The sequence below is a fragment of the Microcoleus sp. bin38.metabat.b11b12b14.051 genome (assembly GCF_013299165.1).
Classification (GTDB): domain Bacteria; phylum Cyanobacteriota; class Cyanobacteriia; order Cyanobacteriales; family Microcoleaceae; genus Microcoleus.
Genome location: NZ_JAAFKD010000008.1, coordinates 53,248 through 77,936, shown reverse-complemented (window position 1 = coordinate 77,936; position 24,689 = coordinate 53,248). Strand labels below are relative to the sequence as shown.

The following is a 24,689-nucleotide window of genomic DNA, read 5'->3' as shown; positions in this document are numbered from 1 at the left end:
TGTGCCAAAGATCGATCGTACAACTCCCTCAAACGTACTTCAACTAATTTTTTTCTCTCTCTTCACTTCCTTTGCCATGCAAGCACCTAGGAATGAGAATTAAATAACTTATGATCTTTACGGGCTCTCCCGCCCCTCCCACAAACTTGTGTAAATTATTTAATTTGCCATCTTTAGTTAAATCAATCTCATTCACAAATGAAATAGGATTGCGATATATCCCAGATTTTGCACGAGTCTGCTACTGTTAAATTATCTAGCTATCTTAGCAATAGCAGACAATGCCGCTCCACAATTATGCGAGAAAAACTTATGTCTGCGATCGCACCATCCCCCAACCCATCGGTTCTAAAAGAACTTGAATCAGGATTACCCAACATTTGTGGCTTTGAAGCAGAAATCAGTGCCGCAGTCAACAGCAAAGAACCAGTCTTTTTACATACCACAAATCTGCGCCTCGAAAACATTCAAGCCGGATTCGCCTGCGCCCTCCATATGCACCAACCCACAATTCCCGCAGGTGCAAACGGCGAACTAATCTGCAATCTCCAGAATATGTTTGAAAATCCCAACCAAGGAGACAATCATAACGCCGGAGTCTTTGCTTGGTGCTATTCCCGCATGGGAGAATTCATTCCCCAACTGATAGCTGAAGGTTGCAACCCGCGAATCATGCTCGACTATTCGGGTAATTTATTGTGGGGATTGCGCCAAATGGGACGCGATGATATCTTTGACAATCTCAAACGTATTACCTGCGATCCGCAATATCAACCTCACGTAGAATGGCTGGGGACAATGTGGAGTCACGCTGTCATTCCCTCAACTCCAATTCCCGACATCAAACTCCAAATTCAAGCATGGCAACATCATTTCGCTGCCATTTTTGGCATAGACGCCCTCAAGCGCGTCAAAGGTTTTTCGCCACCAGAAATGCACTTTCCCAATCATCCTGACACACTTTACGAATACATCAAAGCTTTGAAAGAATGTGGCTACCGCTGGCTGATGGTACAAGAACATTCTGTCGAAAATCCCGATGGTTCAGGATTGTCGCAAGACCAAAAATACATTCCCAACCGTTTGCAAGCCCGCAATTCTCGCGGCGAAACCATCAGTATCACCGCTTTGATTAAAACCCAAGGTTCTGATACAAAGTTAGTTGGGCAAATGCAGCCATATTATGAAGCGAAAGGCCGCAATAAACAGCAAATTGGCAATGTCACAGTTCCTTCTTTGGTGACTCAAATTGCCGATGGCGAAAATGGCGGCGTGATGATGAATGAATTCCCCAGCGCCTTTGTTAAAGCTTGGCACGAAAATCGCTCTCAAGGTGGCGGAAAATCCGGCGTAGTCGGTTTAAATGGCACTGAATATTTGGAGATGATTGAGGCGGCGGGTGTTAATCCTGACGATTATCCGATGTGTCAAGGGGTTAACCAGCACAAAATCTGGCAGTTAGTCGATCCAGATAGTGCGACACCGGAAAAAGTCGAAAGTGCGATCGTCCAACTCAAGCAAACAGACCACAATTTTCACATGGATGGTGCCTCTTGGACAAACGATTTAAGTTGGGTGAAGGGCTACGAAAATGTCCTGGAACCCATGAATCAACTCAGCGCCGCATTTCACCAAAAGTACGATCGACTGGTGCAGCAAGATGCCGCCGTTACCAAGCAGTTTGAATACCAACAAGCTTTGCTTTACAATTTGCTGCTACAAACAAGCTGTTTCCGCTATTGGGGACAGGGAACTTGGACTGATTACGCCCGCGAACTTTACAACCGCGGCGCTGCTTTAATGAAGTAGAAGATGAGATGAGACGGCGGTTGAAACCGCGGCTACACAGACAAAACCAGCCTCCGCGGGTTGAAGACGAAGGCGTTAAAATTACGTTATTTTCTTAGTCCGCGGAGGTGGTCGCTGAGCTTGTCGAAGTGCGGACATCGTTTGTGTAGGCGCGGTTTCAACCGCCGTCTGCATCTATTAGCTAATCACCAATTACCGAATTCCTACATTTCCTGCATCAATCGCAAATAATTTTGTCTCATCTGCGTCATATTTTCCATCATTCTATTCGCCATATCTTTCTCAACATCGCTCATTTGCTGCCAAAATACAGCAGAACGCCTCGCCATAATCGTGTCTTCCCACAGCATCTCCAAAAGTTGCGCCGCCATCGGATTTTCAGCATCTATAATGGCGCACAATTGCTCGAAAGCTCGGTTAGCTTCGGCGTGACTCCCAACATCCTGAGCGAGTGTCAGGCATTTTTTCAGTTGTACGATCGGGTTTTCAGAAGAGTAAGCCATAATTTGATTGAGATAAGTGACAAAATTTACACTGACATCTTTGACATTACTTGAATGTAGATACCGCCGTACAGTTCCCAATATACCAACGCCAAGGCAAATCAATGCCTTGCGAAATCCCGATCCGCGTAGTTTGCACAAAATTTATTATACCTTCCTCCACGGCTTGCTGAAACTCTTCGCTCCGTTGTTCCAGTCGCAGCCCTTGGCCTGCATCTAGGGGTAAACCGCTGAAAGTTCGATCGATCTCCAGCACCTGACACAGCTTCCCTGGCCCAGAGGCGAGGCGCAACTGCTTTTTTGGGGGAATTGCAGCAAACTTGACGGGAGGCGCATCTAGCTGCAAAGCTCGCACCAACACAGCGCTACCAAAAATTTGGGGTTAGAGCCTCCCCCTTTTAGGGGGACTTGATCCGAATTCTGACAGAGCGTTGAGTATTCCTATGACGAGTGTGCTATAGTAGGAACAGGAGGAATAGAAAAATGCTTGTTCTCGAATTCAAGGCTTACGCAAAACCAAATCAGTTTCAGTCGATCGATGAAGCGATTAGAATTTGTCAATTCATTCGCAATAAATCAATCCGGCTGTGGATGGATGGTGGTGCAAAATCTTGGTTCGACCTTTCTAAGTATTGTGCAATTTGGGCCAAAGAATTTGACTTTGCAAACAAGTTAGGTGCAATGGCTAGACAGGCAAGTGCGGAGAGAGCATGGGCTAGCATTTCCCGATTTTACGAAAATATCAAAAAGGGTATCAAAGGAAAGAAAGTTGGTTTTCCTAAATTCCAAAAAGACTCTCGATCCGTTGAATACAAAACTAATTCTTGGAAGCTAGCAGCAGATCGGAAATCAATTACATTTACGGATAAGTGCTCCATTGGCAAGCTGAAGCTAAAAGGGACTCGCGACCTTAACTTCTATCAGCCAGACCAAATCAAACGAATTCGACTAATTAAACGAGCCGATGGATATTACGTCCAGTTTTGCATCCAAGTAGACCGAGTAGAACTCGTTCCAATGACAGGCAAAACGATTGGATTGGATGTGGGACTTAAAGAGTTTTACACTGATTCAAACGGCGAAATGGTTCCCAATCCTAGATTTCTGCGTAGAGGTGAAGCACGGTTAAAACGCGCCGGGCGTCTTGTAAGCCGGAAAGTAAAAGGTGGTTTGAATCGCCGCAAAGCTAGAGTGATTTTAGGTAAGCGACATCTCAAAATAAGTAGACAGCGTAAAGACCATGCTGTTAAGTTAGCAAGGTGCGTAATCACATCAAACGATGTAGTAGTTTATGAAGATTTGAGAGTGTCTAATATGATCAAAAATCATTGTCTGGCAAAATCGATTAGCGATGCTTCTTGGTATCAGTTCAGAATGTTCTTAGAATATTTTGGAAAAGTGTTCGGTCGGATTACCATTGCGGTAAATCCGGCTTACACAAGCCAAGAATGCAGTAGTTGTGGTGTTGTGGTTAAGAAATCTCTATCCACTCGAACCCATATTTGTCAGTGCGGGTGTGAGATGGACAGAGATCATAACGCTGCAATTAATATCCTCAATCGCGGGATAAGTACGACGGGGCACGTCGGAACTTCGATCTTTGAGATCGTAAACGCTTAGGGAGACTGGATCTCTGGGTCAGGTGCAGCAATGTTCTTGAGTTAAGTCCGGTCTAAGATCTAAGAATCCTTGTGCGTTCACGCGCCCGGAGTGTCAAAATCTGAGTATTTGCACTCATTCAACAGGAGACAGTCAATTATGGACGTTAAGTTAGTTTTAGCAGTGTTGACAGGAATTTTCACCGTTTGCTGTTTGTTCTTCGGCACAAAAAACGGATTCTACGACAGCGACAAGTATCACGGTAACGGTTCTGCTCACTAATTTTAGGAGATTGTTACTTGCTTAAAAAACGGCTGTCTCAATAGCAGACAGCCGTTTTTTTGTGAACCGCAGAGGCCACAGAGGACACAGAGAAAGAGAAAATAGAGAGCAGAAAGAATGAAAAGCTGTTTAGAAATGATGATACAGCAGGTTACTATATTTGCTGAAATTAAGGATGAATGCTGCCATCGGGCATTTTAGTTTCCTGCAATTTAGCATTCTCGAAATCGGCGCATCCTGGGAGATTGAAACGCATTGTAGTTCCTCGATCTGTTGATTTCATGTTAAAACCAACTACTGCATTTTCTGGGTTATTTTTTTCGGGAACTGCACTTACCTTAAAATCCATATTTGCTGCTTGACTGTTGCTATCAACATTGAAACTTATTCCGCTACAGCCCAAATCAGAACCAGTCAGGTTAGCTTTATTCAAGTTAGCATTTTTGAGGTTGGCATTCGCCAGTTTGGCTCCTGATAAGTTAGCACCTTCTAGGTTTGCTCCTTGCAAGTTAAATCCTTGTAAGTCCATGCCCTTTAAGTTGACATTGCTGAGATTGCATTCGGGACACTGTTTGGTTTCCAGCAATTGCTTGACTTGGTTTTGCTGGTTTAAATCAGGGATGTATTTGGTTGCAGCTAATAAAAGGGCGATCGACAATCCAGCAGTAATTATATTTTGGATTTTCATAAAATTTATCAAAAGCTTCGGTGGCTTTCTGTCTCGGTTAATTATTAATACAGCAGCGCGATCGGCTTCTCCCGAAGTTTCACAAAAAATTGCCTGTATTTCAAACAAGCCGCGAAGCGTAGCCGACTGCTTAATCAGTTAAAGGGGAAGCGCAAAAAGTCTAGGGCTGACTTCGCCGACGTAGAAGCCATTTTGGAATTAATTGTAGACGTAAGTAATTCAACATCCTGACTCGGATGTTGAAAGTGTGGGAAAAGTAATTTGCCCATGATTTGTCTAGAATTGGTTTTCTAGACAAATCATGGGCAAATTCTATAAAACAGTGAGGGATAATTGCCTCACCTGTCATAATTGCCAGTAAGGACAAAACCTTGAAAGCCTTGCTACGTATTGATTTAAAACGGAGAGGGTGGGATTTGAACCCACGGTGACATCACTGCCACACTCGATTTCAAGTCGAGCGCATTCGACCACTCTGCCACCTCTCCGGGCGCATAAATTTTATCATACCAGTAATTGCCGCTAACTACAAGCGGTGGCAGATTCTGTATGTCGGTAAAGAATTTGTTCTCTTTCCACCGCGAAATCTTCTCCTACCCATACTAAAGACGCTTCCGACACTGTTCCATTTTCCAGCAGGACGATCGAGAAATTACGCAGTTTCGAGCAGTCTCTCTCCACAATAATTCGCGGTACGCTGGCCGCATTCAAATACACCGTACCGCCCGCACTCACCTCTAGCGACTTCCGCAACTCCTGTTTCGTGTGCCGCAGTTTGTGGTGCATATGACCAAAAGTTACCAAGGATACCTGCTTTCCAGAACTCAGAGTTCGATCGATCGCCTCCGCAAAATCCGGGTCGCCCCAATCCCCCCCCAGCGGCTTCCAATCACGCCCGCAGAGAGCTTCAGGAGCCTCTCCCAGCCCCGTCGGGCCCGTGTGACCTAAAAAAATCACATTTTCGCAGTCCGCATCCGCAGCAGCTTCTGCAATGCGCCTCGCCGACTCCTCAAAACTTTCTACCCCAAACCATTCCGAGTAAAAATCGTTGTACTTCCACTCTGAACCCCCCCAACTAAACGGGCGGCTTCCCACAACCGTTACGCCCAATTCTGGAAAATCCCGTTTCCCGTAACCGACGTGGGCTTCTCCCATTAAATCTAACTGCTGTTTCACTCGATTCTCTTGAGTGCGATCGTAAGGACACTGAGTGCGGCCCCACTCCGTCGCCGTGTACCAAGCATCGTGGTTCCCAAACACCGCAGCTTTGGGAATGTCCAAAGAGGCGATCGCCCGCACTACCTCCACCGACTCATTCCCAAAATCCCCCACAAACAGCACCAAGTCAACGCCCAGATGCTTCAGGGCTTCTCCGTCTTCAGCTTCCCACTGATCGTGAACGTCCCCCACCACCGCAATTTTGATAGATTTAGCTTTATTCATTTGATTTGTTATGTGCGATCGATCCCTAGCCCCTTCTTATCAGCATAAGAAACAGCGACCAATTTTTGCACTCTCCCCCAGGCAATTTTAGATTTTAGATTTTAGATTTTAGATTTTAGATTGGTTCACCGGAACTGTCCGCCCATTTTTGGTGAAAGCAACTATAATTCAAAATATTAAGTCCAGCCGCCACCTTCCACGGAATATTCTAACTGTGTTTACCACCACACCTGCTCCGAATTTTACCCAAACCCGAATCCCCGACGACTTGTTTGCAGCAATTAACACCCTCAAACAAGAGTTAAACGCCGTCATTCTCGCCCACTACTACCAAGACTCCGACATTCAAGACATCGCAGACTTCATAGGCGACTCCCTCGAACTTGCCCGCAAAGCCGCCAACACCAAAGCCGATGTCATCGTTTTTGCCGGAGTTCACTTCATGGCAGAAACCGCAAAAATCCTCAATCCCGACAAATTAGTATTGCTACCAGACTTAAATGCTGGGTGTTCCCTCGCCGACAGTTGCCCGCCCGAAGCTTTTGCAGCCTTCAAAGCCGATCGCCCAGAACATCTAGTTATTTCCTACATTAACTGTACCGCTGAAATTAAGGCAATGAGCGACATAATTTGCACCAGCTCCAACGCCGTCAAAATAGTCAATCAAATTCCCGAAAATCAGCCCATAATTTTTGGGCCCGATCGCAATCTCGGCCGCTACGTCATGGAACAAAGTGGCAGACAGATGGAACTCTGGCAAGGAGCCTGCATCGTCCACGAAAACTTCTCAGAAAAAAAGATAGTTCAACTCAAAATCGAAAATCCCGAAGCCGAAATCATCGCTCATCCAGAATGCGAACCTCCCGTACTTCGCCACGCCGATTATATCGGTTCAACCACCGCTTTGCTCAAATATTCTCAATCCAGTTCCAGCCCAGCTTTTATTGTCGCGACTGAGCCGGGAATCATTCACCAAATGCAAAAGCAAACACCCCACAAACGCTTTATCCCGGCTCCTCCAAACAACAATAGTTGTGCTTGCAACGAATGCCCGCACATGAGATTAAATACATTGGAAAAATTGTATCTAGCTATGAAAAATCAAACTCCCGAAATTAGTATGTCCGAAGATTTACAACTAGCAGCCTTGCAACCCATCCAGCGTATGCTAGAAATGAGCTAAAAACCAATAATTAATTGTCACTTTGGTTTGTCGTGAGGACTTTAGTCCTTCTTCAGGTTCGTAGCAAGGAATGCAAGTCCGCATCCATGACGCTTGATGCTGAATTTAAACAATAGTAAATAGGTTCGTAGTGAGGACTTCAGTCCGCATCCATGACGCTTGATTCTTCCTGCTCACTATAAACCTTGTTAATGACGAGCATAGCGGACGGAATTGACGGGACACGCTGTGACTTACAGACTCAATTTTCCACCGTCAGCTCTCCCATGTAGAAATTATCAGCATTAATGTGCGTTCATTGGCTGTTTCCTTTTGTATGTAAAGACTGAGGCAATTAAAGTAAGACTGCGCCAGCAGATTTGGAGTTAGCAGAGCAGATCCAAATCCTTAACTCATTCCCAAATTTCCAATCTAAAATTGTATGATTTCCGAAAAACTAATTGTTTTCACCCGCTATCCCGAACCGGGAAAAGCCAAAACTCGACTAATTCCCGTCCTCGGAAAGATAGGTGCTGCCAACCTGCACCGCTTGATGGCCCAAAAGGCGATCGCCCGCGCCCTCTCTCTCCAACAATCGGGTAGATTATCAGTTGAAATTCACTGGGCAGGTGGCAGCCAGCAACTGATGCAAGAGTGGTTGGGAACAGATATTGTTTATCAAAATCAAATAGACGGTGATTTGGGCGCAAAAATGATAGCAGCCTTTCAAAACTCTTTTAATTCAGGGGTTGACAAAACCGCAATTATCGGCACTGATTGTCCCAATCTGACAACTGAAATTATGGCACAAGCTTTTGACAAACTCAGCCAGCACGATTTAGTTTTGGGCCCGGCTAAAGACGGCGGTTATTATCTAATCGGGCTGGGCAGAGTGATACCAGAATTGTTCGGTGGCATTAACTGGGGAACGAGTGAGGTATTTGCTGCTACGCGGGCGATCGCCCAAAACCTCGACCTCAACATTGCTTATCTTCCCACTCTTGCAGATATCGATTTACCCGAGGATTTGCTCGGTTTAGATATTAATATTTTGAAATAACTAAACTATATTAAAATGATTGTTTTCATTAGAAACTCTCATGTATTTTCCATAAAAAACACTTGCTTGTGTAACCACAAGGTCATACTATAGTAAATGTATTTGTCTAACCAAATGCAGCGGTTAGACAGCGCTTGCGACAATAGTCGCAAGCGCGAGAAAAAGCAAAATTTGGGCAAATAAATTGGCAAAGAATAACGCTTCGGAAAGTTTTTGATTTCCATCGCAGAATCAGGGTTTTAGGGCTATACTCTGGGATGGCAACCCGCTGCCATCGCGAAAATGAAAGGTTTCAGACTATGACCTCAAAATGCCAGCGGGGGCGATCGCACTTACAATCTCAGAAACGCAATTGGCGCTGGAAGTTCTCACGAAGCTGTCACTACCTGTCGAAATAACAGATAAGCTTTGTACAAAACCCGCTCTCTCCCACGGGCTGCTTAATTCTGTATGCCAGAAAATTATCATCTCAAAATTTCCATTATCATTCCAGTCTTAAACGAAGCACCTACAATTGCCTCAGTCATATCCACCGCCCTTGAGGCCAAAAATGTTGAAATAATTGTCGCTGACGGCGGCAGTAGCGACGGTACAGCAGAAATAGCAAAATCTTTGGGCGTCCCAGTCATCTCCACCGCCCCTGGCCGCGCTACTCAAATGAACGCAGGTGCGATCGCAGCTACTGGAGATATTCTGCTGTTTCTCCACGCAGACACTCTTTTGCCTCCGGGCTACGACTCTGGCGTGCGCCTCGCTCTAGCAAAACCCCAAACAGTCGCCGGGGCCTTTGAACTCAAAATAGATGCGCCCCAGCACAGTCTGCGCCTGGTAGAAATAGGGGTAAACTGGCGATCGCGCTTCCTGCAAATGCCCTACGGCGATCAAGCCATTTTCCTCTATTCAGCTACCTTTGACAAAATCGGCGGTTTTCCCGATTTGCCCCTCATGGAAGACTTTGAATTCGTGTGCAGGTTGAAAAAACAAGGCCGCATCGAAATATTACCCCAGCCGGTGCTGACGAACGCCCGCCGCTGGCACCAGCTTGGGGTCATCCACACCACCGCCATCAATCAAATAGTAATTATTGCTTATTTTTTGGGAGTGTCGCCCGATCGACTCGCTTTCTGGTATAGAGGACAAAAGAAAAATTCTTCCGAAAACTAAAGAATAGTGAACTTTTCTAAAGCTCAGTGCCAATTATGCAAATAGGAAACACGTCCCTGCGTAAAATATGACTTGAACGCCTCAAATTTTACGCACAGCGAGGAAAAAGAGCATATGGCCGATCCCAGAGATGCAGAGCTTATTAAACCCTTTAACGGCGACCCCTTCACGGGTCATCTCGCAACTCCCATCAGTGCTTCTGATTTCACCAAAGCATTCATTGGGAACTTGCCCGCCTACCGCAAAGGACTCTCGCCCCTAGTTCGAGGTTTAGAAATCGGCTTGGCACACGGTTATTTCCTCGTCGGCCCCGAAATCGTTTTCGGCCCGCTGCGGGATTATCCAGAAGCAGCTAATCTCGGCGGACTAATTACAGCCCTCGTCTTAGTTTTGCTTGGCACCCTAGGTATGTCTGCCTACGGTTTGGTCTCTTTCAAGCAAGACAACACCAGCTACCCCAGCGCTAATCCGATGACTCCCGATTCCCTCAGAAATGCTGAAGGCTGGAGTCAGCTTACTGCTGGTTTCTTCATTGGGGGCATGAGCGGCGTTTTTGCTGCCTACTTCTTACTCGAAAACTTTAAGGGCGTTGATGCCATTTTCCGGGGTTTAGTCAACAATTAGACTCCACTCCCCAATATCTCTGTTGGAACACACTAACTTTAGTTTGGAGAATTTGATGTCAGGAACTCAGGTCTAAAGACACTGAGCTTGGTCGCGAGCAAGTCTCGAAGCAAGCTATTCTGACCAGCCTAAGACTTTTGAGGTCTACGTTATTTGGGTCACGATACCGGAGAATGCGACGCTAGTTTTCCGCTCTATCGCTAGTGGTTAAACAGTCTTAAAGTCACTGAGACAGTGCTGCTAGCCTCACAAGCCCTCATAACATTGGCGAAGCGAACATTACCCCGCAAGGGAGGCCCAACAAAGGCAACCATTATGCGATCGCGGATTGTGAAGCTTGAAATGGTAATTGTCCCATTGAAAGTACATTACAAAAGTACACAAGAGTCAAACAATCCCCGTGTAATGGAAAGATTCACGGTGGTTAAAACCACCCGCGTTGTTTCCCTCTCCGAGGCTCAAGCCACGCTCGTTTCCCACTTACGGAGATTTATTTTTTATGACAGGTTCCTACGCTGCTTCTTTCTTGCCTTGGATTTTAATTCCCCTAATTACCTGGCTCATGCCGGTTGTAGTCATGGGTTTGTTGTTTATCTACATTGAAAGCGACGCCTGAGCTTTACCCACAAAGCAAGACCTAAGTTGGAAGGCCGAATTAACACCATTGACGAACAATTGCTCTGAAACCTCTAGATAAATCTAGGGAAAATCAGCAAAAATTGTTTTGAGATTGCTGGCAATCAGAAAACTTAGTTTCTTTACCCCCATCCCCAGAATTTATCTGTGGAGCAATCTTTCTTCTTCCTTCAGAACTCGCAATTGCAAAAAAATCCTCTGCCCGCAGGCAGAGGATTTTTTTACAAAAAACACAAATTACCCGATCGGGGAAGACAAATTGGCAAATCATCAGAAAAATGGGTAGAAACCCCGTCCTTCGCTCGACGGCTTTTGCTAGAATAGAAGTGGTCGTTGACCCACTGTCCGTCAATGGAGACATAAAGCCTAACACCAAAGTTTGCCAGAAGTATGGCAACGGCGAGGAAAAATTGGTAGACCGGGAAAAGCTTAAGAGGCAATGGCAAACATCCTCTCTAGACGTAAACTGAATAAGTTTTTAGACTGTTTGTTAAAACCGCAGGGCTTGCGGGGTTAGTCTGTGGAGCGAACATAAGACCAAATCTCTCGCTTGAGTGGAGGCAGTTGCAATGAAGCAGAAAGGTCTAAGAAGCGATTCTTGGAATCTCCGTGGCGTTGACTCCCGGAGAGGATGTCAAGAGCCACAATTGTGATGGAAACCTACTCATGAGGAGACAGCGATGCAATTTCCCCCCGCACGCAGAATTTTAGCTCCATTCCTGATCTCGGTACTGCTGCTCGTGACTTCCTGCGGTCAGAATCAGCCACCCTCCCGCTGGGACAAAGCTCAGCAGGAAAGCACCCAAAAATCTAAAGCAAAGCAGACAACTGCTGACAAATCCACTGCTGAAAATCCCAGCCTTCCCAAGAAAGCAGTTGCAGGCGGCAAATTAAATAAATATTTTCCGTCTGCTGGCGGCGGATTCGATCGCGTCTTCGCTCAAGAAAAATCTGGTTTTGCTGAAGCTAAGCTCAACAAAGGCGGCAAAAATGTCGCGGTACTCTCGATTAACGACATCGCCGGCAACCCCAGCGCCGGAGCTAAATTCCAGCAAAGTACCAAGCAAATTAGCGGCTATCCCGCTGTCAATCAGGGCGCTAACATCACTGCTGTTTTAGTCGCAAATCGCTATCAGGTGAAAGTTCAATCCCGCGATCCCTCTTTTACCGCTAGCGATCGCGAAGCTTGGTTGTCCAAATTTAACCTCGGCGGTCTCGCCAGCGTCAAGTAGCATTCTCTGAGATCGAGTTTCCCGTCCAACTCGGGCATGAGACGATCGCAATTTGCGCCGGCAAGAATCAGACTGTGAAGTTCTTGCCATCTGCCAAAAGTAATACCTTTGATTTCAGTTCAACAAGGAGTTTTTTGTGAGCAAAACAGTCTTTGAATTAGTCGATCAACTACCTAAAGACAACATGACTGTCAAAGCCCTCCGAGCGCTTGACTTTGTGGTTCCCGGCGAGTGGAACAATTTAGTTGGCTTTGAAAATACGATTCGCACCGTTACTGGCGAAACCGACGAAGATATGATCCAGCAAATTGGCGATCGCGCCATCACCCTCTACAACGATAAATCAGAAGGCTATCAGCGCGCTCTCTGGCTCTACCAAACCATCGACAGTGCCTCAAGCGCCCTCGGTACCGCAGCCCTCGCCAACAAAGTCTCCCAAAATGTGCCCTTTTTATCCATGCTAGGGAATCTCACACCCAAGCCAGAAAAAGCTCAAACGATCGACCTTTCTTTGAAATTAGTCACCGAATTGCTCGCTTTTTGCCAAATCAACGGCATTCCCGGCGACAGCATCGGCGATTTTGCCGGGGCTTTGGGCGACTACGGCGGTGAATCGCTGATGCGGATGGCTGCTTTGGTTTGTTTTGATGGTTTGATTCCCCTGGGCCCAGACTTTATCATGGCTACTCAGTCTTGGATTGAAAAGCTCTCCCCCAGCGATTTGCAAGACAATCCGGCGTTTAAAGCGATCGGCGGCATGATTCCTGGCGGTAATCCTGCCGGCCAACTTGGCTTTATCGGCCAAAGCTTTGGCTCGGTTTCCGGGTGGATGGGCTCGTTTGTAAGCGATCGAGGTTTGACTCCCGAAAACGTCATGGGCCACTTGCAGAGTTTTGTGGAAATTTCTGCCGACAAAGTGGACTATGTGGGCGCTTTTCTCGACATGACTACCAACTACTACGAACACACCGGCGTTCAAACTCTCGCCCGCCGTTTGATTGAACGAGCTGTCGCTGAGATTTAGAATAGTCAGAGTCCTCAGTCATTAGTCATTAGTTATGAGTCAGAGTCTCCGATCACTCTTCGGGGCGATCGTGAGTCTGCTGGCTGCTGACTAATGACTGTTGACTCCTCTACCAATCACTTTTACAAGGAACCGTTAATGCCAGAAGAACCGACAAATCCTACCGCTGGCGAATCAGAAACTCCCAGTGCTGCGATCGAGAACGCCCCGAGTTCCGACACACCCGAGACAACGGATCTTCCCACCACTGACAAGCCGCCTGCGGCTGCTAAAAAGCCCGCCGCCAAGGCCGCTGACGGCGATAAGCCCCCAGCTAAAGCTAAAAAGGAAAAAGCACCCGCTGTTGAAGACAAGCCCTTTGCGGAATTTATTCAACAAGATTATTTGCCCGCCTTGCAAACTGCTTTAACTAAACAGGGCGTTAAGGATTTAGAAGTGAGTTTGGCAAAGCAAAAACTCCCGGTTGCCGGTATGAGTTCCGCCGGCGATTGCTGGCAGGTAATTGGTAAATTTCAAGCAGGTCAGCGCCAATTTAACTTGTATTTTCCTCAAGAAGATATTCAAAGTCAAAGAGCGTTTTCTTGCGCTGAAAATAATACCAAGACCAGCACTTTAGAACCTTTTTTGATCGACGAACGCAAGATTACTCTCGACCTCATGGTGTTTGGCGTCGTCCAGCGGCTTAACGCTCAAAAATGGCTGAATCTTAATTAGTCATTTGTCAACTGTCATTTGTCAACTGTCATTGGTCATTGGTCATTGGTCATTGGTCAACTGTCAACTGTCAACTGTCAACTGTCAACTGTCATTAGATGCCGTAGGGTGTGATGAAGAGCAGACCAGATTTGGAGCAAATCGACAATCTGCTCTTCGTCACACCAAGCTAGGACATATTGCGATCGCACTTGATATGATTCCCAATTGACAATCGCCAGTAACAAATCGTATCGGTGCGTCGCACTCTCAGTTTTAGCTCTTTTTTTAAGAATTTTCGCTCGCGACCCACCCTACTAATAACTAATGACTAGCCTTCGACTTCGCTCGGAGGCTGAAATGACTAATGACTAATGACTAATGACTCTTAACTAATGACTCTTAACTAATGACTCTTAACTAATGCCAAATTTTCTGCGGATTCAGTCAAAAAATTGCGCTGTTGCATAATCGCGTAAAGGTCAACATCTGTTTCCAACAAACAAGCATGACCGCTGTTAGCCAGCATCACCATTTGGGCCTTGGGAATGACCTTGACTAAAAGCTTCGCTTCTGCTATGGAAGGCAACAGGCGATCGGCACCGCTAGCAATTACTAACGTTGGCTGTTTGATGCCGCGCAACTGATTTTCATCCACATTAAACGATCGCACTAATGCCAATCTCCACACAGACGTGTGTTGCGGTACTGCTTGCATCGCTTCCAGCAAAGCGTGTCTATCCTCGCGCCCGATCTTTCCCAAGGATGCTAATATCGGCAACAGACCGATTACCGACAGCGGATAAAGGTTCGCCGGCAACCACTGAGTCAAATGGGAACCCCACTGCACCCAAGGCTGTTGTCGGAATGAAGAAGCTGGATTTACTAAAATTAGTCGATCGCACAATTTAGGAGCTTCTAAAACAACTTTCATCGCTAAACACCCCCCAAATGACTCGCCGCAAAGATAAACAGGCCGCTGATTCGCTTCCTTTTCTGCTTCAATTAAGGCGATCGTTTCCCTAACCAGTACCTCCCAACTAGCCATATCGTTAGGTGGTAAAGTTAAGCAGCGAATGTCAAAATTATTGGCTAATTTCGCAATTTGCGGGCGCAGCAGCAAACCGCTGCCGTCCATACCGGGCAGAAATACAAATAAAGGGCGATCTGTTTTCGCCGGTTTGGGGCTGAGAAAACGAACTTTATTGTTAGTAGTGGGCATGATTAAACTTAATCTGGGAATGGGGCATCGGGCATCGGGCATCGGGCATCGGGCATCGGGCATCGGGCATCGGGCATCGGGCATCGGGCATCGGGCATCGGGCATCGGGCATCGGGCATCGGGCATCGGGCATCGGGGCATGGGAATTGGAAATTGGAAATTGGAAATTGAAAATTGGAAATTGAAAATTGGAAATTGAAAATTGGGAATTGGAAATTGAAAATTGGTAATTGGTAATTGGTAATTGGTAATCTTGCTCGCAAAGCCGAAGGGTGGCAATTGGTAGTTGGTAATTTATTGCTCCTTTTTACTACTGACAAGTGCCCCATGCCCCATGCCCCATGCCCACTGACTTCTGCGTTAAACACAACCTCGATCGAGTAATTGTGCAATTTCCCCTTGACAGTGTTCTGTAAGTTCAGCCACAACTGCTTTGGCTTTTTTACCTCGATACTGCTGCTGTCTCTCGACTGTAATCCAGTAAGGGCGGCCGATTAAAACATTTACTCGTTGATAAACTATCACAGGATGCCACCCAGCGCGATCGAACAAAGGTTCCGAAGGATCGAACAAACTCAACAACTTCAGCGGTAAACCCGATCGCACCGACTGTTCCTCCATCGAAGCAATCGCCACCGGTAACACCGCCAAATCCCGCACTGGCGCCCGCAAAGCCAAGTGAGCAAATCCCCGCTGAAACTTCCCCATAGTATTTGGTTGAGTAAAGTTCACCATCGGTTCTGCACCCTCAGGAAACACCCCCACCATCTCCCCACTTTGCAGCAGCGCCGTCGCTTGAGAGAAAAAATGCTTTTGTCGGTGCTCCGGTGCTTCCAAGGGGAAAGCGCCGAAATTCGTGACAATTTCCCGAATCACCGGAACTTGACCCATGTAATGATGACACGCAAACCGAATCGATCGACCCATAGCCGCCGTCAACACCACAGGATCTAGGAAACTGCGGTGATTGCTTACCACCAGTACCGGACTCTGTTGGGGAATCCGCGGCTGGTGGTGTACAAACATCTGCGTTCCCACACCAGCCAGGAAACAGCGCGAAATCATCAATGTGCGATCGGAAGACATGGGCTAAAACACAGGTAAGACGCTATAAACGTTGATTCCATACCCATGCAGCTTAACATTACTTTACAAAATCCGCGATCGGTCAAAAAGTAGACTTTCCCCTTGTGCCTTGGTTTCGTAGTGCTGCACGCAGGGAGAGTCAGAAACCGGGTTTTTTGCGAAATACTTCCTTACAGGCGCCAAAACTGTAAAAAACCCGGTTTCTTTGTCGGAGTGCGTAACTCTGATTTCGGTAAAATTTCCCAGTCACAAGCAAAAGTTTATAAAGTCTTGTTGCAAACTTCTATAAAAATGTTTAAAACAGCGCCAAAAACAAGTTGCACCAGCTAAAATTATAAACTCAACAGTGGGCATTGACGCACTGTAAAAGTATTTTTCGACAAGTCGTAATAGCAATCTCGCGAGGCATCAATGGATAACATTCAAAACTATCGCCTTAAATGTACCCTCACCTTTGGCGACATTTACGGTCAAATCATTGTTTGGCTGATAGTCATCTTCCTGAGTCTAGCGTCGGCACTCGCCCTCTGGAGCAGCGCCCGCCAAATCTACGCCTTGGCTACCGTCGGCTTGATTTTAGTGCTGTCTCTGCCTTTCTTGCTGTTTGCTTTCGTGACAACTCTGCTCAATAATATTGAAGTGCTTTCGGTAGACCCCGCCACCGAAGCTCAACATTCTGCAACGGGAAATCAATCGGCTCAAAAGTCTGTCCCAAGTGTCAGCTAATTCAATTTGAAATTTTACGGTTTGATTTAGAACTAACAATCAAAAGTTAAAAAGTTCCTTACCTTTGGGTGAGGACTTTTTTTTTGCATCAATATATGTGAAGGAGAACACTTAACATTTGACTCAAACAATGCTAGAACACGACGTGATAATTGTTGGCGGCGGTTTAGCGGGTTGCCGCGCAGCCGTAGAAATTGCCCGGACTGATCCCAGTTTAAAGGTAGCTGTTGTTGCCAAAACTCACCCAATTCGATCGCACTCTGTCGCAGCCCAAGGCGGTATGGCCTCTAGCCTCCAAAACGTCGATCCAGAAGACAGTTGGAAAGCCCACGCCTTTGACACCGTAAAAGGTTCAGACTATTTAGCCGACCAAGATGCCGTAGAAATCCTCACCCGCGAAGCACCCGGTGTCATCATCGATTTAGAACACATGGGAGTCCTGTTTTCCCGCCTCCCAGACGGCCGAATTGCCCAGCGCGCTTTCGGGGGACATTCCCACCGCCGCACCTGCTACGCCGCTGACAAAACCGGTCACGCTATTCTCCACGAATTAGTCAACAATCTTCGCCGTTACGGAGTTCACATCTATCAGGAGTGGTACGTCACGCGCCTAATTTTGGAAGAAGGCCAAGCCAAGGGCGTGGTGATGTTCAACCTCATAGACGGCGAGATTGCCGTCGTGCGCGCGAAGGCGGTGATGTTTGCTACGGGGGGTTACGGTCGGGTTTACAACACCACCTCGAACGATTACGCCTCGACTGGTGACGGTTTGGCGATGGCGGCGATGGCTGGCTTACCCCTGGAAGACATGGAGTTTGTGCAGTTTCACCCGACGGGTTTGTATCCGGTGGGAGTGTTGATTTCGGAGGCTGTGCGGGGCGAAGGGGCTTATTTGATTAATTCCGAGGGCGATCGATTTATGGCGAATTATGCCCCGTCGCGGATGGAATTAGCGCCTAGGGACATTACATCGCGATCGATTTCCTTAGAAATTCGTGCAGGCCGCGGGATTAATCTTGATGGTAGTGCTGGCGGCCCCTTTATTTACCTCGACTTGCGGCACATGGGACGCGAAAAAATCATGAGCAAAATACCTTTTGCTTGGGAAGAAGCGCACCGCTTATTAGGAATTGATGCTGTGGATCAACCGATGCCCGTGCGTCCAACAGCTCACTATTCAATGGGCGGAATTCCAACTAATATAGGCGGACAAGTTCGCGGCAGTGCTGACAGTTTGGTAGACGGTTTCTTTGCGGCCGGTGAAGCAGCTTGCGTATCAGTTCACGGCGCTAACCGTTTGGGCAGTAATTCGCTCTTAGAATGCGTAGTTTACGGCAAAGTTACTGGCGCAACCATAGCACAATTCGTGCAAAATCGCAAGTTGCCGACAGTAGAAGAACAGCGTTATATCAACGAAGCAAAAGAACAAATTCAAGCACTTGTAGACCGTCCCGGACAATACCGTATCAATCAAGTGCGGCAAAAGTTCCAAGATACGATGACCGAGTATTGCGGCGTATTTCGCAGCGCCGAATTGATGCAGGAAGGTTTGCGGAAATTGGAGGAATTGGAAACGCAATATCAAGAAGTTTACTTGGACGACAAGGGTAAATCTTGGAATACGGAAATTGTGGAAGCTTTGGAATTGCGGAGTTTGATAATTGTGGGAAAAATGATTTTAACTTCTGCTTTAAATCGGCAGGAAAGCCGGGGAGCTCATTCGCGGGAAGATTTTACCGATCGCGATGATGAGAAGTTTTTGAAGCATACGCTGGCCTATTATTCGCCTGCGGGGATTGATTTGGCTTATATGCCGGTGGCGATTACGATGTTTGAGCCGCAGGAGAGGAAGTATTAGAAGCTAGTTTGAAATCCTTGTTCCCTGGTTAAAATCGGGAACAAGGTTTAGATATCAATTCCATTATCGACCTTTTGCCAAGTCCGCGTAAATGATGATTTCTACCCCCAAAATTAGCAGCAGTACCAGTTCTATCCACCAAATAATGCTAATTGCTAAGGGAGGCTTTGATACGACAAACCAAAAGGCTATCAAGGCAACTATTCCAGAAATAACAAAGGTAATTTGGTCAACAATCAACTGTTCTATCTTGCGCCGTTTGCGGCGGGTGTCATTTCTATGGGCTATTTCCCATCCAAAAATAGATTCAACGTCTGTGTGACCAGTCTGTTCTTTGATTTTTTCTACTAGAGTTAGTCGAATGTATCTGCCGATCGCCGATATTTTTTCGTCGTTGACCAAATAAGTCCAGCCTAAAACCAGACAAACCCAAGGAACAATCAGAAGTGCATTATAATTTGTTTGACTGGAGACGGCAAAGGTGACTATTGTACCAAATACTCCGAGGGTGGCGTAAATCAGGTTGTCGCGAAAGCCTATTCGCTGCGTCTGCTCTGCTTTTAATTTTTCATATTCTTGTAGATATACTTGAAATATTTTTTCTCGATCGCTCATACTGTTTTCCTCAAGTTTATGGATGGCGCGTTTTGAGCTACTTTAGTCCTGGACGCACCGGTGGCCGAGAACCGGGTTTTTCACGAACATTCTTCGCTGTAGTCCGCAGATTAGGTGAAAAGCCCGGTTTCTTCGCTCTTGATGCGTCCAGGACTGTACTTGATAGAGATTTCGTCACAAAAGTGCTGCCCTTGGGGCGATCGCCTAACAATATTTTAATTCTTGGGGCATGGAAAATACCACAACTTGCCTGAAGTTAAGGAGGGTATTCGCGATCGACAGAACTTTGTTCGGTTTTTAGGGTAGGCAAATTACTGATGAAACCGTCAGAATAAAGAATAGAATTCTACACTCAAACCAAATAAGGGGGTCAAAATATGCCTTGTGCAGTTATCGTAACTGCTCTCCCCATTGAGTATATGGCTGTTCGCACCCATATTGACGACCTCCGGGAGGAGATGCACCCCCAAGGAACGATTTACGAGCGTGGCAAATTTGCTGCTAACGGGAAGTCTTGGGAAGTCGGGATTGTTGAGGTGGGTGCAGGTAATGCGGGAGCAGCAGTTGAGGCGGAACGGGCGATCGCCTATTTCAATCCCAGCGTCATATTCTTTGTAGGTATTGCTGGAGGCATCAAGGATGTAGCCCTTGGTGACGTGGTAGCGGCCACGAAAGTCTATGGCTATGAATCTGGCAAGGAACCTGGCAAGGCAAAACAGAAATTTCAACCCAGACCAGATGTAGGGCTTTCTACATACAATCTAATCCATCGAGCTAGGGCTGAGTCTAGGAAATCTGACTGGCTGCAAAGACTGGCACCTCTACCGGGTTCTACCCCTCGCGTATTCGTTGCACCGATTGCTGCTGGGGAAAAGGTGATTGCTTCAACTCAGTCCAGAGTTTTTCAGTTTATTCAATTGAACTATGGTGATGCGGTAGCTGTGGAGATGGAGGGGCGAGGCTTACTGCAAGCTGCTCATGCCAATCACCAAGTATGGGCGCTGGTTATCCGTGGGATTTCCGATCTGATTGATGGTAAGAAAGAAGCTGATGCGGGTGGCTCTCAGGAAATTGCTGCTCGCAATGCAAGTGCGTTTGCTTTTGAAGTGTTGGCGAAGCTTCAAATTGAGGAGACAGCTAAGCCATCTTCTCAACAATCTACTTTACTGCTTCGTTTACCTGAATCCGATCGAACCATGAATTCTGAGCCTAAACCTCCAAAAGTTTTTATCAGCTATAGCCATGACTCCCAAGAACACAAAGAATCGGTACTGGCACTTGCCGATCGCCTTCGTGAAGATGGGATTGATTCCAATATCGATCAGTATGAAGATTCGCCCCATGAAGGATGGCAACGCTGGATGCTTAATCAAGTCGAAGCATCAGATTATGCCCTGATCGTGTGTACGCAGCAGTACGATCGAAGATTCCGAGGAAAGGAAGAAATAGGAAAAGGAAAGGGGGTAACTTGGGAAGGAGGTGTCATCATTCAGGAACTCTATGATGCCCAAGGGAAGAATTCAAAGTTTATTCCAATCACCTTTACTGCTCAAGATTCTGAATTTATCCCTAGTCCCCTTCGTAGTGCTACCTTTTACAGACTGGATACAGCAGATGGATATGAATCGCTTTACCGCCGATTGACTAATCAACCTCGGACGCCCAAACCAGGCGTAGGTATATTACGCACCTTGCCACCTCGTGAGCGTAAACAGCTTTTTCGTGAGGAGTCTCAGTCTACTGCAAGTGAGAGTTTGCAAGAAACTCAAGTTCGTCCTCTTAATTTCTTTGCACTTGATGATAGATGGGTTGGTCGGGACAACCTGATTCGGGATTTGAGCGATCGTATTCGTAGTAATTGCCGCCTGCTGATGTTGGTTGGTATCACAGGGATTGGTAAAACGGCTCTTGGCGAAAGATTAGCAGTAGAAGTTGCCGACTGGTTTGAAAATGACTGGTCGCACTATCATCAAGAAAACTTTGATGACGAACAGCAAACCTCAGATTTTGCTAGCGTTGCTGCCCGCTGGCTGGAAAAATGGGGAGAATTAATCACGCCGGAAGACCGTAAAGATACTCAACGCCTGCTCTATCGATTGGTGAGACATCTAACAGAGAATCGCTATTTGGTGCAGATTGATTCTTTAGAGAACATTCTACAGGGGAATGAAGAAGAGGGATGGAGTGATTTTAAAGATGAGTGGTGGGTGCGATTTTTTGAAAGTTTGCTAGCAGCAGATTCTTGTGAAAGCTGTATTATCCTAACTTCCCAAGATTTACCTGCTGAGATACCAACAATAGGAACCAGGTATCAAAATTTCTGGTATTGTCAACCTCTGAGTGGACTGGAAGAAATAGAACGGTTGGCATTATTTGAAAAAACAGGGTTAGATATTGATATAGACTCAGCAGGTAAACCCTATTTAGAAAGGATTGGAAGTGCTTATGAAGGACATCCTTTAGCGTTGCGGGTGATTGCTGGAGAAATTAGAAATCAGCCTTTTGCTGGTAATGTTCTGGCTTACTGGAATCAGTATGGTAAGGAAGTAGAGGAAGTTGAAAAGGCGATCGAGGAAGCTAAGACTAAAGGAATAACAGCATCAGCCGATGATAAGTTTAGTCTGCATCGATACACGCGCAGTTTGCGAAGGAATGTGCGAGTCAGACTAGAAAAGACTTTTAATCGATTGGAAAAAGATGTTCGCTATGCCTATATATTGTTGTGCGAAGCTTCGGTGTACCGCTGTCCAGTACCAGAGGATTTTTGGTTGTCACATTTGGAGGATTGGGATCGGGATGAAGAGGAACAGCAGGTAGCGCTGGATGCGTTGCGCGATCGCTATTTAGTGGAAGAATTCGTTGAAAGTGATCGATATTTGTTAAGGCAGCACAATTTAATCCGGGGTGTATCTCTTGAACATTTAAAACAACTGGGCGAAGATGACGAGTCAACTAAGTGAGTTATTAAGTCAAACACCAACAGCTTAAGCCAAAGCTTTGATTTAACGGGGTAACTCCTTAATGGTACTTAAATTTGATCGTAATTTTATCCCAAACATATATAAAGGTTGGTAAGGCTATTCAATGAAATGTCTTCAGTTTGATGAAATAGAAAAGTTACAAGGAATTATGAATGAACATTTTAGCGGTTGTAGTCCTAAATATTTAAAGTCTGTGATGTCTAATTGTAATATCGAAAATCAATTAGATGTAAGCTACAGTTGCCCGCCAAAAGAATTTGTGGAAATATTCTTGGCTCAAGCTACAAATCAATACCACTATGATGGTTCATCTAAAAAAATAATTTTAATTATATTTTTAGAGTATTTTAAGTATAAATTTAAAGAAACAACTGATGAACATGAATTTATCACAAAATTAATTGTTAAATACAACCAGACAATAGAAAATTCAGAATTTCAACCAAGGCACACAAATTACAATGATTTACTGGCTAGGGCTAGACAAGAACAACCACAAGAACCACCCAATTCACAACCTGCAAAAATTGACAAGGAAATTATAGTTGGTTATGACTTAGAATCTTTAGAGTATGAGTTTAAACAGCGAGTAGGTTATGAGGGAACATTTGCTTTTGCCATCAGCGGTCATGATACGATGCTTAAAGACTATATAATTGAGCGGATATTGCGGGATCTAAAATCTAAGACTGAGCGACCTTACAAAAAACTGGATGTTCGCCTCTATGCAAATGATATATTAACAGGAGGAGAAGTTATAGAATCTAAGCTTAAAATTTGCCACGAATGTCAAAACATTGTGGATTGGTTTTTTACGGAAGCTTACCTGGATATTGTATTAATTATTTGGTTATATGATATACCAGAAAAAATCAGAAAAGATATGGAATCTGTTGCTATGAATTTTTTTGAGAAAAGTAGAATAGAAGTTAACCCTTTTATCAAACAAACGAGCCGTTGTTTTGTAATTATTTTTGCTAATGTTGGGTTTGAACACCATATAAATGGCTTGACAAATATAACCATTCCTAAAGAGTTTGACACTACGAATCTATCGCAGTGGTTTCGAGGTCGTCTCAAACAACTAGATATAGAAGATTATGTTATCGAGCGATACCTCGTAAGATTGCAAAGTCAGCACGGACACTTAATTGGAACTTATCAGGAATTGCAGTATATTATTTCTGAATTACAAAGGGGGAATTTAGTTGTGTAATTAATTAATATTTTGTGGATGCAGCTTCTGGCGAAATACACTAATTCCAAGGATATATTTCGTCATAATAGGTCGAGAGCAAAGTTAAAGGATCTTAAAACTATGAATGAATTTAAAAATCGGGTATACACAGGCGATGGCAATTGTCGCTATGAATCACTCAAAGACGTACAATTAGTTCCAGAGCCTTACATAGCTCCCCCAAGGTTAGCTGAAGCGGTTAATGATGCTCTGTATCTTCGTCGTCCGCTACTGCTAGAAGGGGAACCGGGTTGTGGCAAAACTAGGCTTGCTTATGCAGTAGCTTATGAACTTGGTTATTCGTTAAAAGAATGCTATATTCGCTCTACCAGTCGCGCACAAGATTTACTTTATACTTACGATGCTGTTCAGCGATTATATGACATTCAAGAAAAAAAAATATCTGATAGTCAAGATAAAATACTTGCTCGCAGAGACTATGTAGAATTAGGTAAACTAGGCGAAGCAATTGAACTTTCGCAAAACAATATTCCGTCCGTAGTATTAATTGATGAAATTGATAAGGCTGATATAGATTTTCCGAATGACCTGCTTTTAGTGCTAGATAAATTACAGTTTGAGGTAGATGAAGTCAAGGGCTGGAAATTTGATGCTCTTCAAGGGAAGACATCTGAAGAAAGAAGAGATTTTTTACCTTTGATTATCATTACAAGCAATCGAGAAAAAGAATTACCTCAAGCTTTTTTGCGTCGCTGCCTTTTTTACTACATTGATTTTCCTCAAGAGGAAGAACTTACTAATATTGTTACAAGCCATTTCCAAAAAGCAATTTCGCCTCTTTTTGAAGAAGCCTTAAAAAAGTTTTGGAAACTGCGACATCAAAAAAGTTTTCCCTGGCGTAAAAAACCCAGCACTAGCGAGTTTATCAACTGGTTGCGACTTTTGGAGCGAGACGAGCTAAAAAACAAATTAACACCTAAACAATTAGCTGAAATTGATTTAAGCCAACTACCTTATTTCGACACTATAGTTAAAACTCAAAATGATCTCAATGCCTTAGATAAACTCAAGGGATTAAAGTAAA

At 45.3% G+C, this 24,689-nt stretch carries 24 protein-coding genes and 1 tRNA gene; 17 read left to right on the top strand and 8 right to left on the bottom strand.

Annotated features, from left to right (window positions below; all coding sequences use genetic code 11):
• The first annotated feature begins 312 nt into the window (after positions 1 to 312).
• On the top strand, positions 313 to 1,809 hold the full coding sequence (locus tag QZW47_RS11100; protein ID WP_293127316.1) for a glycosyl hydrolase family 57: 1,497 nt from the start codon (positions 313 to 315) through the stop codon (positions 1,807 to 1,809).
• 203 nt (positions 1,810 to 2,012) lie between these two features.
• Here QZW47_RS11100 and QZW47_RS11095 read toward each other — a convergent pair whose 3' ends face one another.
• Both QZW47_RS11095 and QZW47_RS11090 read right to left on the bottom strand, forming a co-directional pair.
• Entirely contained in the window at positions 2,013 to 2,312 is a 300-nt protein-coding gene (locus tag QZW47_RS11095; RefSeq protein WP_293127065.1) for a hypothetical protein, read from the bottom strand.
• A gap of 46 nt (positions 2,313 to 2,358) precedes the next feature.
• A complete protein-coding gene (locus QZW47_RS11090) occupies positions 2,359 to 2,673 on the bottom strand; it encodes a DNA-3-methyladenine glycosylase (RefSeq protein ID WP_293127063.1) in 315 nt (104 codons plus the stop codon).
• 122 nt (positions 2,674 to 2,795) lie between these two features.
• Between QZW47_RS11090 and QZW47_RS11085 the strand changes: the two genes are divergently transcribed.
• Entirely contained in the window at positions 2,796 to 3,932 is a 1,137-nt protein-coding gene (locus tag QZW47_RS11085; RefSeq protein ID WP_293127061.1) for a transposase, read from the top strand.
• A 138-nt stretch (positions 3,933 to 4,070) separates the two neighbouring features.
• Positions 4,071 to 4,193, top strand: a complete 123-nt coding sequence (locus QZW47_RS11080; protein WP_293127059.1) for a hypothetical protein — start codon at positions 4,071 to 4,073, stop codon at positions 4,191 to 4,193.
• 169 nt (positions 4,194 to 4,362) lie between these two features.
• Here QZW47_RS11080 and QZW47_RS11075 read toward each other — a convergent pair whose 3' ends face one another.
• The 3 genes from QZW47_RS11075 to QZW47_RS11065 form a co-directional block, all read right to left on the bottom strand.
• Positions 4,363 to 4,881 (bottom strand): pentapeptide repeat-containing protein, encoded by a 519-nt coding sequence (locus tag QZW47_RS11075; RefSeq protein WP_293127057.1) that lies wholly within the window; start codon positions 4,879 to 4,881, stop codon positions 4,363 to 4,365.
• 401 nt (positions 4,882 to 5,282) lie between these two features.
• A tRNA-Ser gene (locus QZW47_RS11070) sits at positions 5,283 to 5,369 on the bottom strand.
• A 34-nt stretch (positions 5,370 to 5,403) separates the two neighbouring features.
• A complete protein-coding gene (locus QZW47_RS11065; protein WP_293127055.1) occupies positions 5,404 to 6,324 on the bottom strand; it encodes a TIGR04168 family protein in 921 nt (306 codons plus the stop codon).
• A 214-nt stretch (positions 6,325 to 6,538) separates the two neighbouring features.
• Here QZW47_RS11065 and nadA point away from each other — a divergent pair, with 214 nt between their 5' ends.
• The 8 genes from nadA to QZW47_RS11025 all read left to right on the top strand — a co-directional run bounded on the left by nadA (position 6,539) and on the right by QZW47_RS11025 (position 13,940).
• Positions 6,539 to 7,507 (top strand): quinolinate synthase NadA, encoded by a 969-nt coding sequence (gene nadA / locus QZW47_RS11060; protein WP_293127314.1) that lies wholly within the window; start codon positions 6,539 to 6,541, stop codon positions 7,505 to 7,507.
• Between the two features lie 421 nt (positions 7,508 to 7,928).
• Positions 7,929 to 8,546, top strand: coding sequence for a TIGR04282 family arsenosugar biosynthesis glycosyltransferase (locus QZW47_RS11055; RefSeq protein ID WP_293127053.1), 618 nt, complete (start codon positions 7,929 to 7,931; stop codon positions 8,544 to 8,546).
• A 450-nt stretch (positions 8,547 to 8,996) separates the two neighbouring features.
• The gene (locus tag QZW47_RS11050; protein WP_293127051.1) at positions 8,997 to 9,710 is read left to right on the top strand and encodes a TIGR04283 family arsenosugar biosynthesis glycosyltransferase; all 714 of its coding nucleotides are present in this window, start codon (positions 8,997 to 8,999) and stop codon (positions 9,708 to 9,710) included.
• Between the two features lie 114 nt (positions 9,711 to 9,824).
• On the top strand, positions 9,825 to 10,334 hold the full coding sequence (locus tag QZW47_RS11045; RefSeq protein WP_293127049.1) for a photosystem I reaction center protein subunit XI: 510 nt from the start codon (positions 9,825 to 9,827) through the stop codon (positions 10,332 to 10,334).
• A gap of 499 nt (positions 10,335 to 10,833) precedes the next feature.
• On the top strand, positions 10,834 to 10,950 hold the full coding sequence (locus QZW47_RS11040) for a photosystem I reaction center subunit VIII (protein ID WP_293127047.1): 117 nt from the start codon (positions 10,834 to 10,836) through the stop codon (positions 10,948 to 10,950).
• 700 nt (positions 10,951 to 11,650) lie between these two features.
• Positions 11,651 to 12,202 carry a hypothetical protein gene (locus QZW47_RS11035; RefSeq protein WP_293127043.1) on the top strand — a complete coding sequence of 184 codons (552 nt, stop codon included), beginning with the start codon at positions 11,651 to 11,653 and terminating at the stop codon, positions 12,200 to 12,202.
• Positions 12,203 to 12,338: 136 nt separating this feature from the next.
• Positions 12,339 to 13,226, top strand: coding sequence for a hypothetical protein (locus QZW47_RS11030; protein WP_293127041.1), 888 nt, complete (start codon positions 12,339 to 12,341; stop codon positions 13,224 to 13,226).
• A gap of 93 nt (positions 13,227 to 13,319) precedes the next feature.
• Positions 13,320 to 13,940 carry a DUF2996 domain-containing protein gene (locus tag QZW47_RS11025; protein ID WP_293127039.1) on the top strand — a complete coding sequence of 207 codons (621 nt, stop codon included), beginning with the start codon at positions 13,320 to 13,322 and terminating at the stop codon, positions 13,938 to 13,940.
• A 385-nt stretch (positions 13,941 to 14,325) separates the two neighbouring features.
• On the opposite strand, the gene QZW47_RS11020 is transcribed toward QZW47_RS11025, so the two are convergent.
• Positions 14,326 to 15,141, bottom strand: coding sequence for an alpha/beta hydrolase (locus tag QZW47_RS11020; protein ID WP_293127037.1), 816 nt, complete (start codon positions 15,139 to 15,141; stop codon positions 14,326 to 14,328).
• Between QZW47_RS11020 and QZW47_RS11015 the strand changes: the two genes are divergently transcribed.
• A complete protein-coding gene (locus tag QZW47_RS11015) occupies positions 15,140 to 15,340 on the top strand; it encodes a hypothetical protein (RefSeq protein WP_293127035.1) in 201 nt (66 codons plus the stop codon). The two genes, QZW47_RS11020 and QZW47_RS11015, sit on opposite strands and share 2 nt — an antisense overlap.
• A 161-nt stretch (positions 15,341 to 15,501) precedes the next feature.
• Here the strand turns inward: QZW47_RS11015 and QZW47_RS11010 are convergent, their stop codons facing one another.
• Positions 15,502 to 16,227, bottom strand: coding sequence for a 1-acyl-sn-glycerol-3-phosphate acyltransferase (locus QZW47_RS11010; RefSeq protein ID WP_293127033.1), 726 nt, complete (start codon positions 16,225 to 16,227; stop codon positions 15,502 to 15,504).
• Between the two features lie 411 nt (positions 16,228 to 16,638).
• Between QZW47_RS11010 and QZW47_RS11005 the strand changes: the two genes are divergently transcribed.
• Both QZW47_RS11005 and QZW47_RS11000 read left to right on the top strand, forming a co-directional pair.
• On the top strand, positions 16,639 to 16,953 hold the full coding sequence (locus tag QZW47_RS11005; protein WP_293127031.1) for a hypothetical protein: 315 nt from the start codon (positions 16,639 to 16,641) through the stop codon (positions 16,951 to 16,953).
• Between the two features lie 130 nt (positions 16,954 to 17,083).
• Complete coding sequence (locus QZW47_RS11000; RefSeq protein ID WP_293127312.1) at positions 17,084 to 18,811, top strand: succinate dehydrogenase/fumarate reductase flavoprotein subunit; 1,728 nt, start codon at positions 17,084 to 17,086, stop codon at positions 18,809 to 18,811.
• A gap of 63 nt (positions 18,812 to 18,874) precedes the next feature.
• Here QZW47_RS11000 and QZW47_RS10995 read toward each other — a convergent pair whose 3' ends face one another.
• The gene (locus QZW47_RS10995) at positions 18,875 to 19,426 is read right to left on the bottom strand and encodes a hypothetical protein (protein WP_293127029.1); all 552 of its coding nucleotides are present in this window, start codon (positions 19,424 to 19,426) and stop codon (positions 18,875 to 18,877) included.
• A gap of 377 nt (positions 19,427 to 19,803) precedes the next feature.
• Between QZW47_RS10995 and QZW47_RS10990 the strand changes: the two genes are divergently transcribed.
• The 3 genes from QZW47_RS10990 (at position 19,804) to QZW47_RS10980 (ending at position 24,688) form a co-directional block, all read left to right on the top strand.
• Positions 19,804 to 22,386, top strand: coding sequence for an SEFIR domain-containing protein (locus QZW47_RS10990; protein WP_293127027.1), 2,583 nt, complete (start codon positions 19,804 to 19,806; stop codon positions 22,384 to 22,386).
• Positions 22,387 to 22,510: 124 nt separating this feature from the next.
• Positions 22,511 to 23,623, top strand: a complete 1,113-nt coding sequence (locus QZW47_RS10985; protein ID WP_293127025.1) for a hypothetical protein — start codon at positions 22,511 to 22,513, stop codon at positions 23,621 to 23,623.
• Positions 23,624 to 23,725: 102 nt separating this feature from the next.
• Positions 23,726 to 24,688, top strand: coding sequence for a MoxR family ATPase (locus QZW47_RS10980; protein ID WP_293127023.1), 963 nt, complete (start codon positions 23,726 to 23,728; stop codon positions 24,686 to 24,688).
• Position 24,689 lies beyond the last annotated feature (1 nt).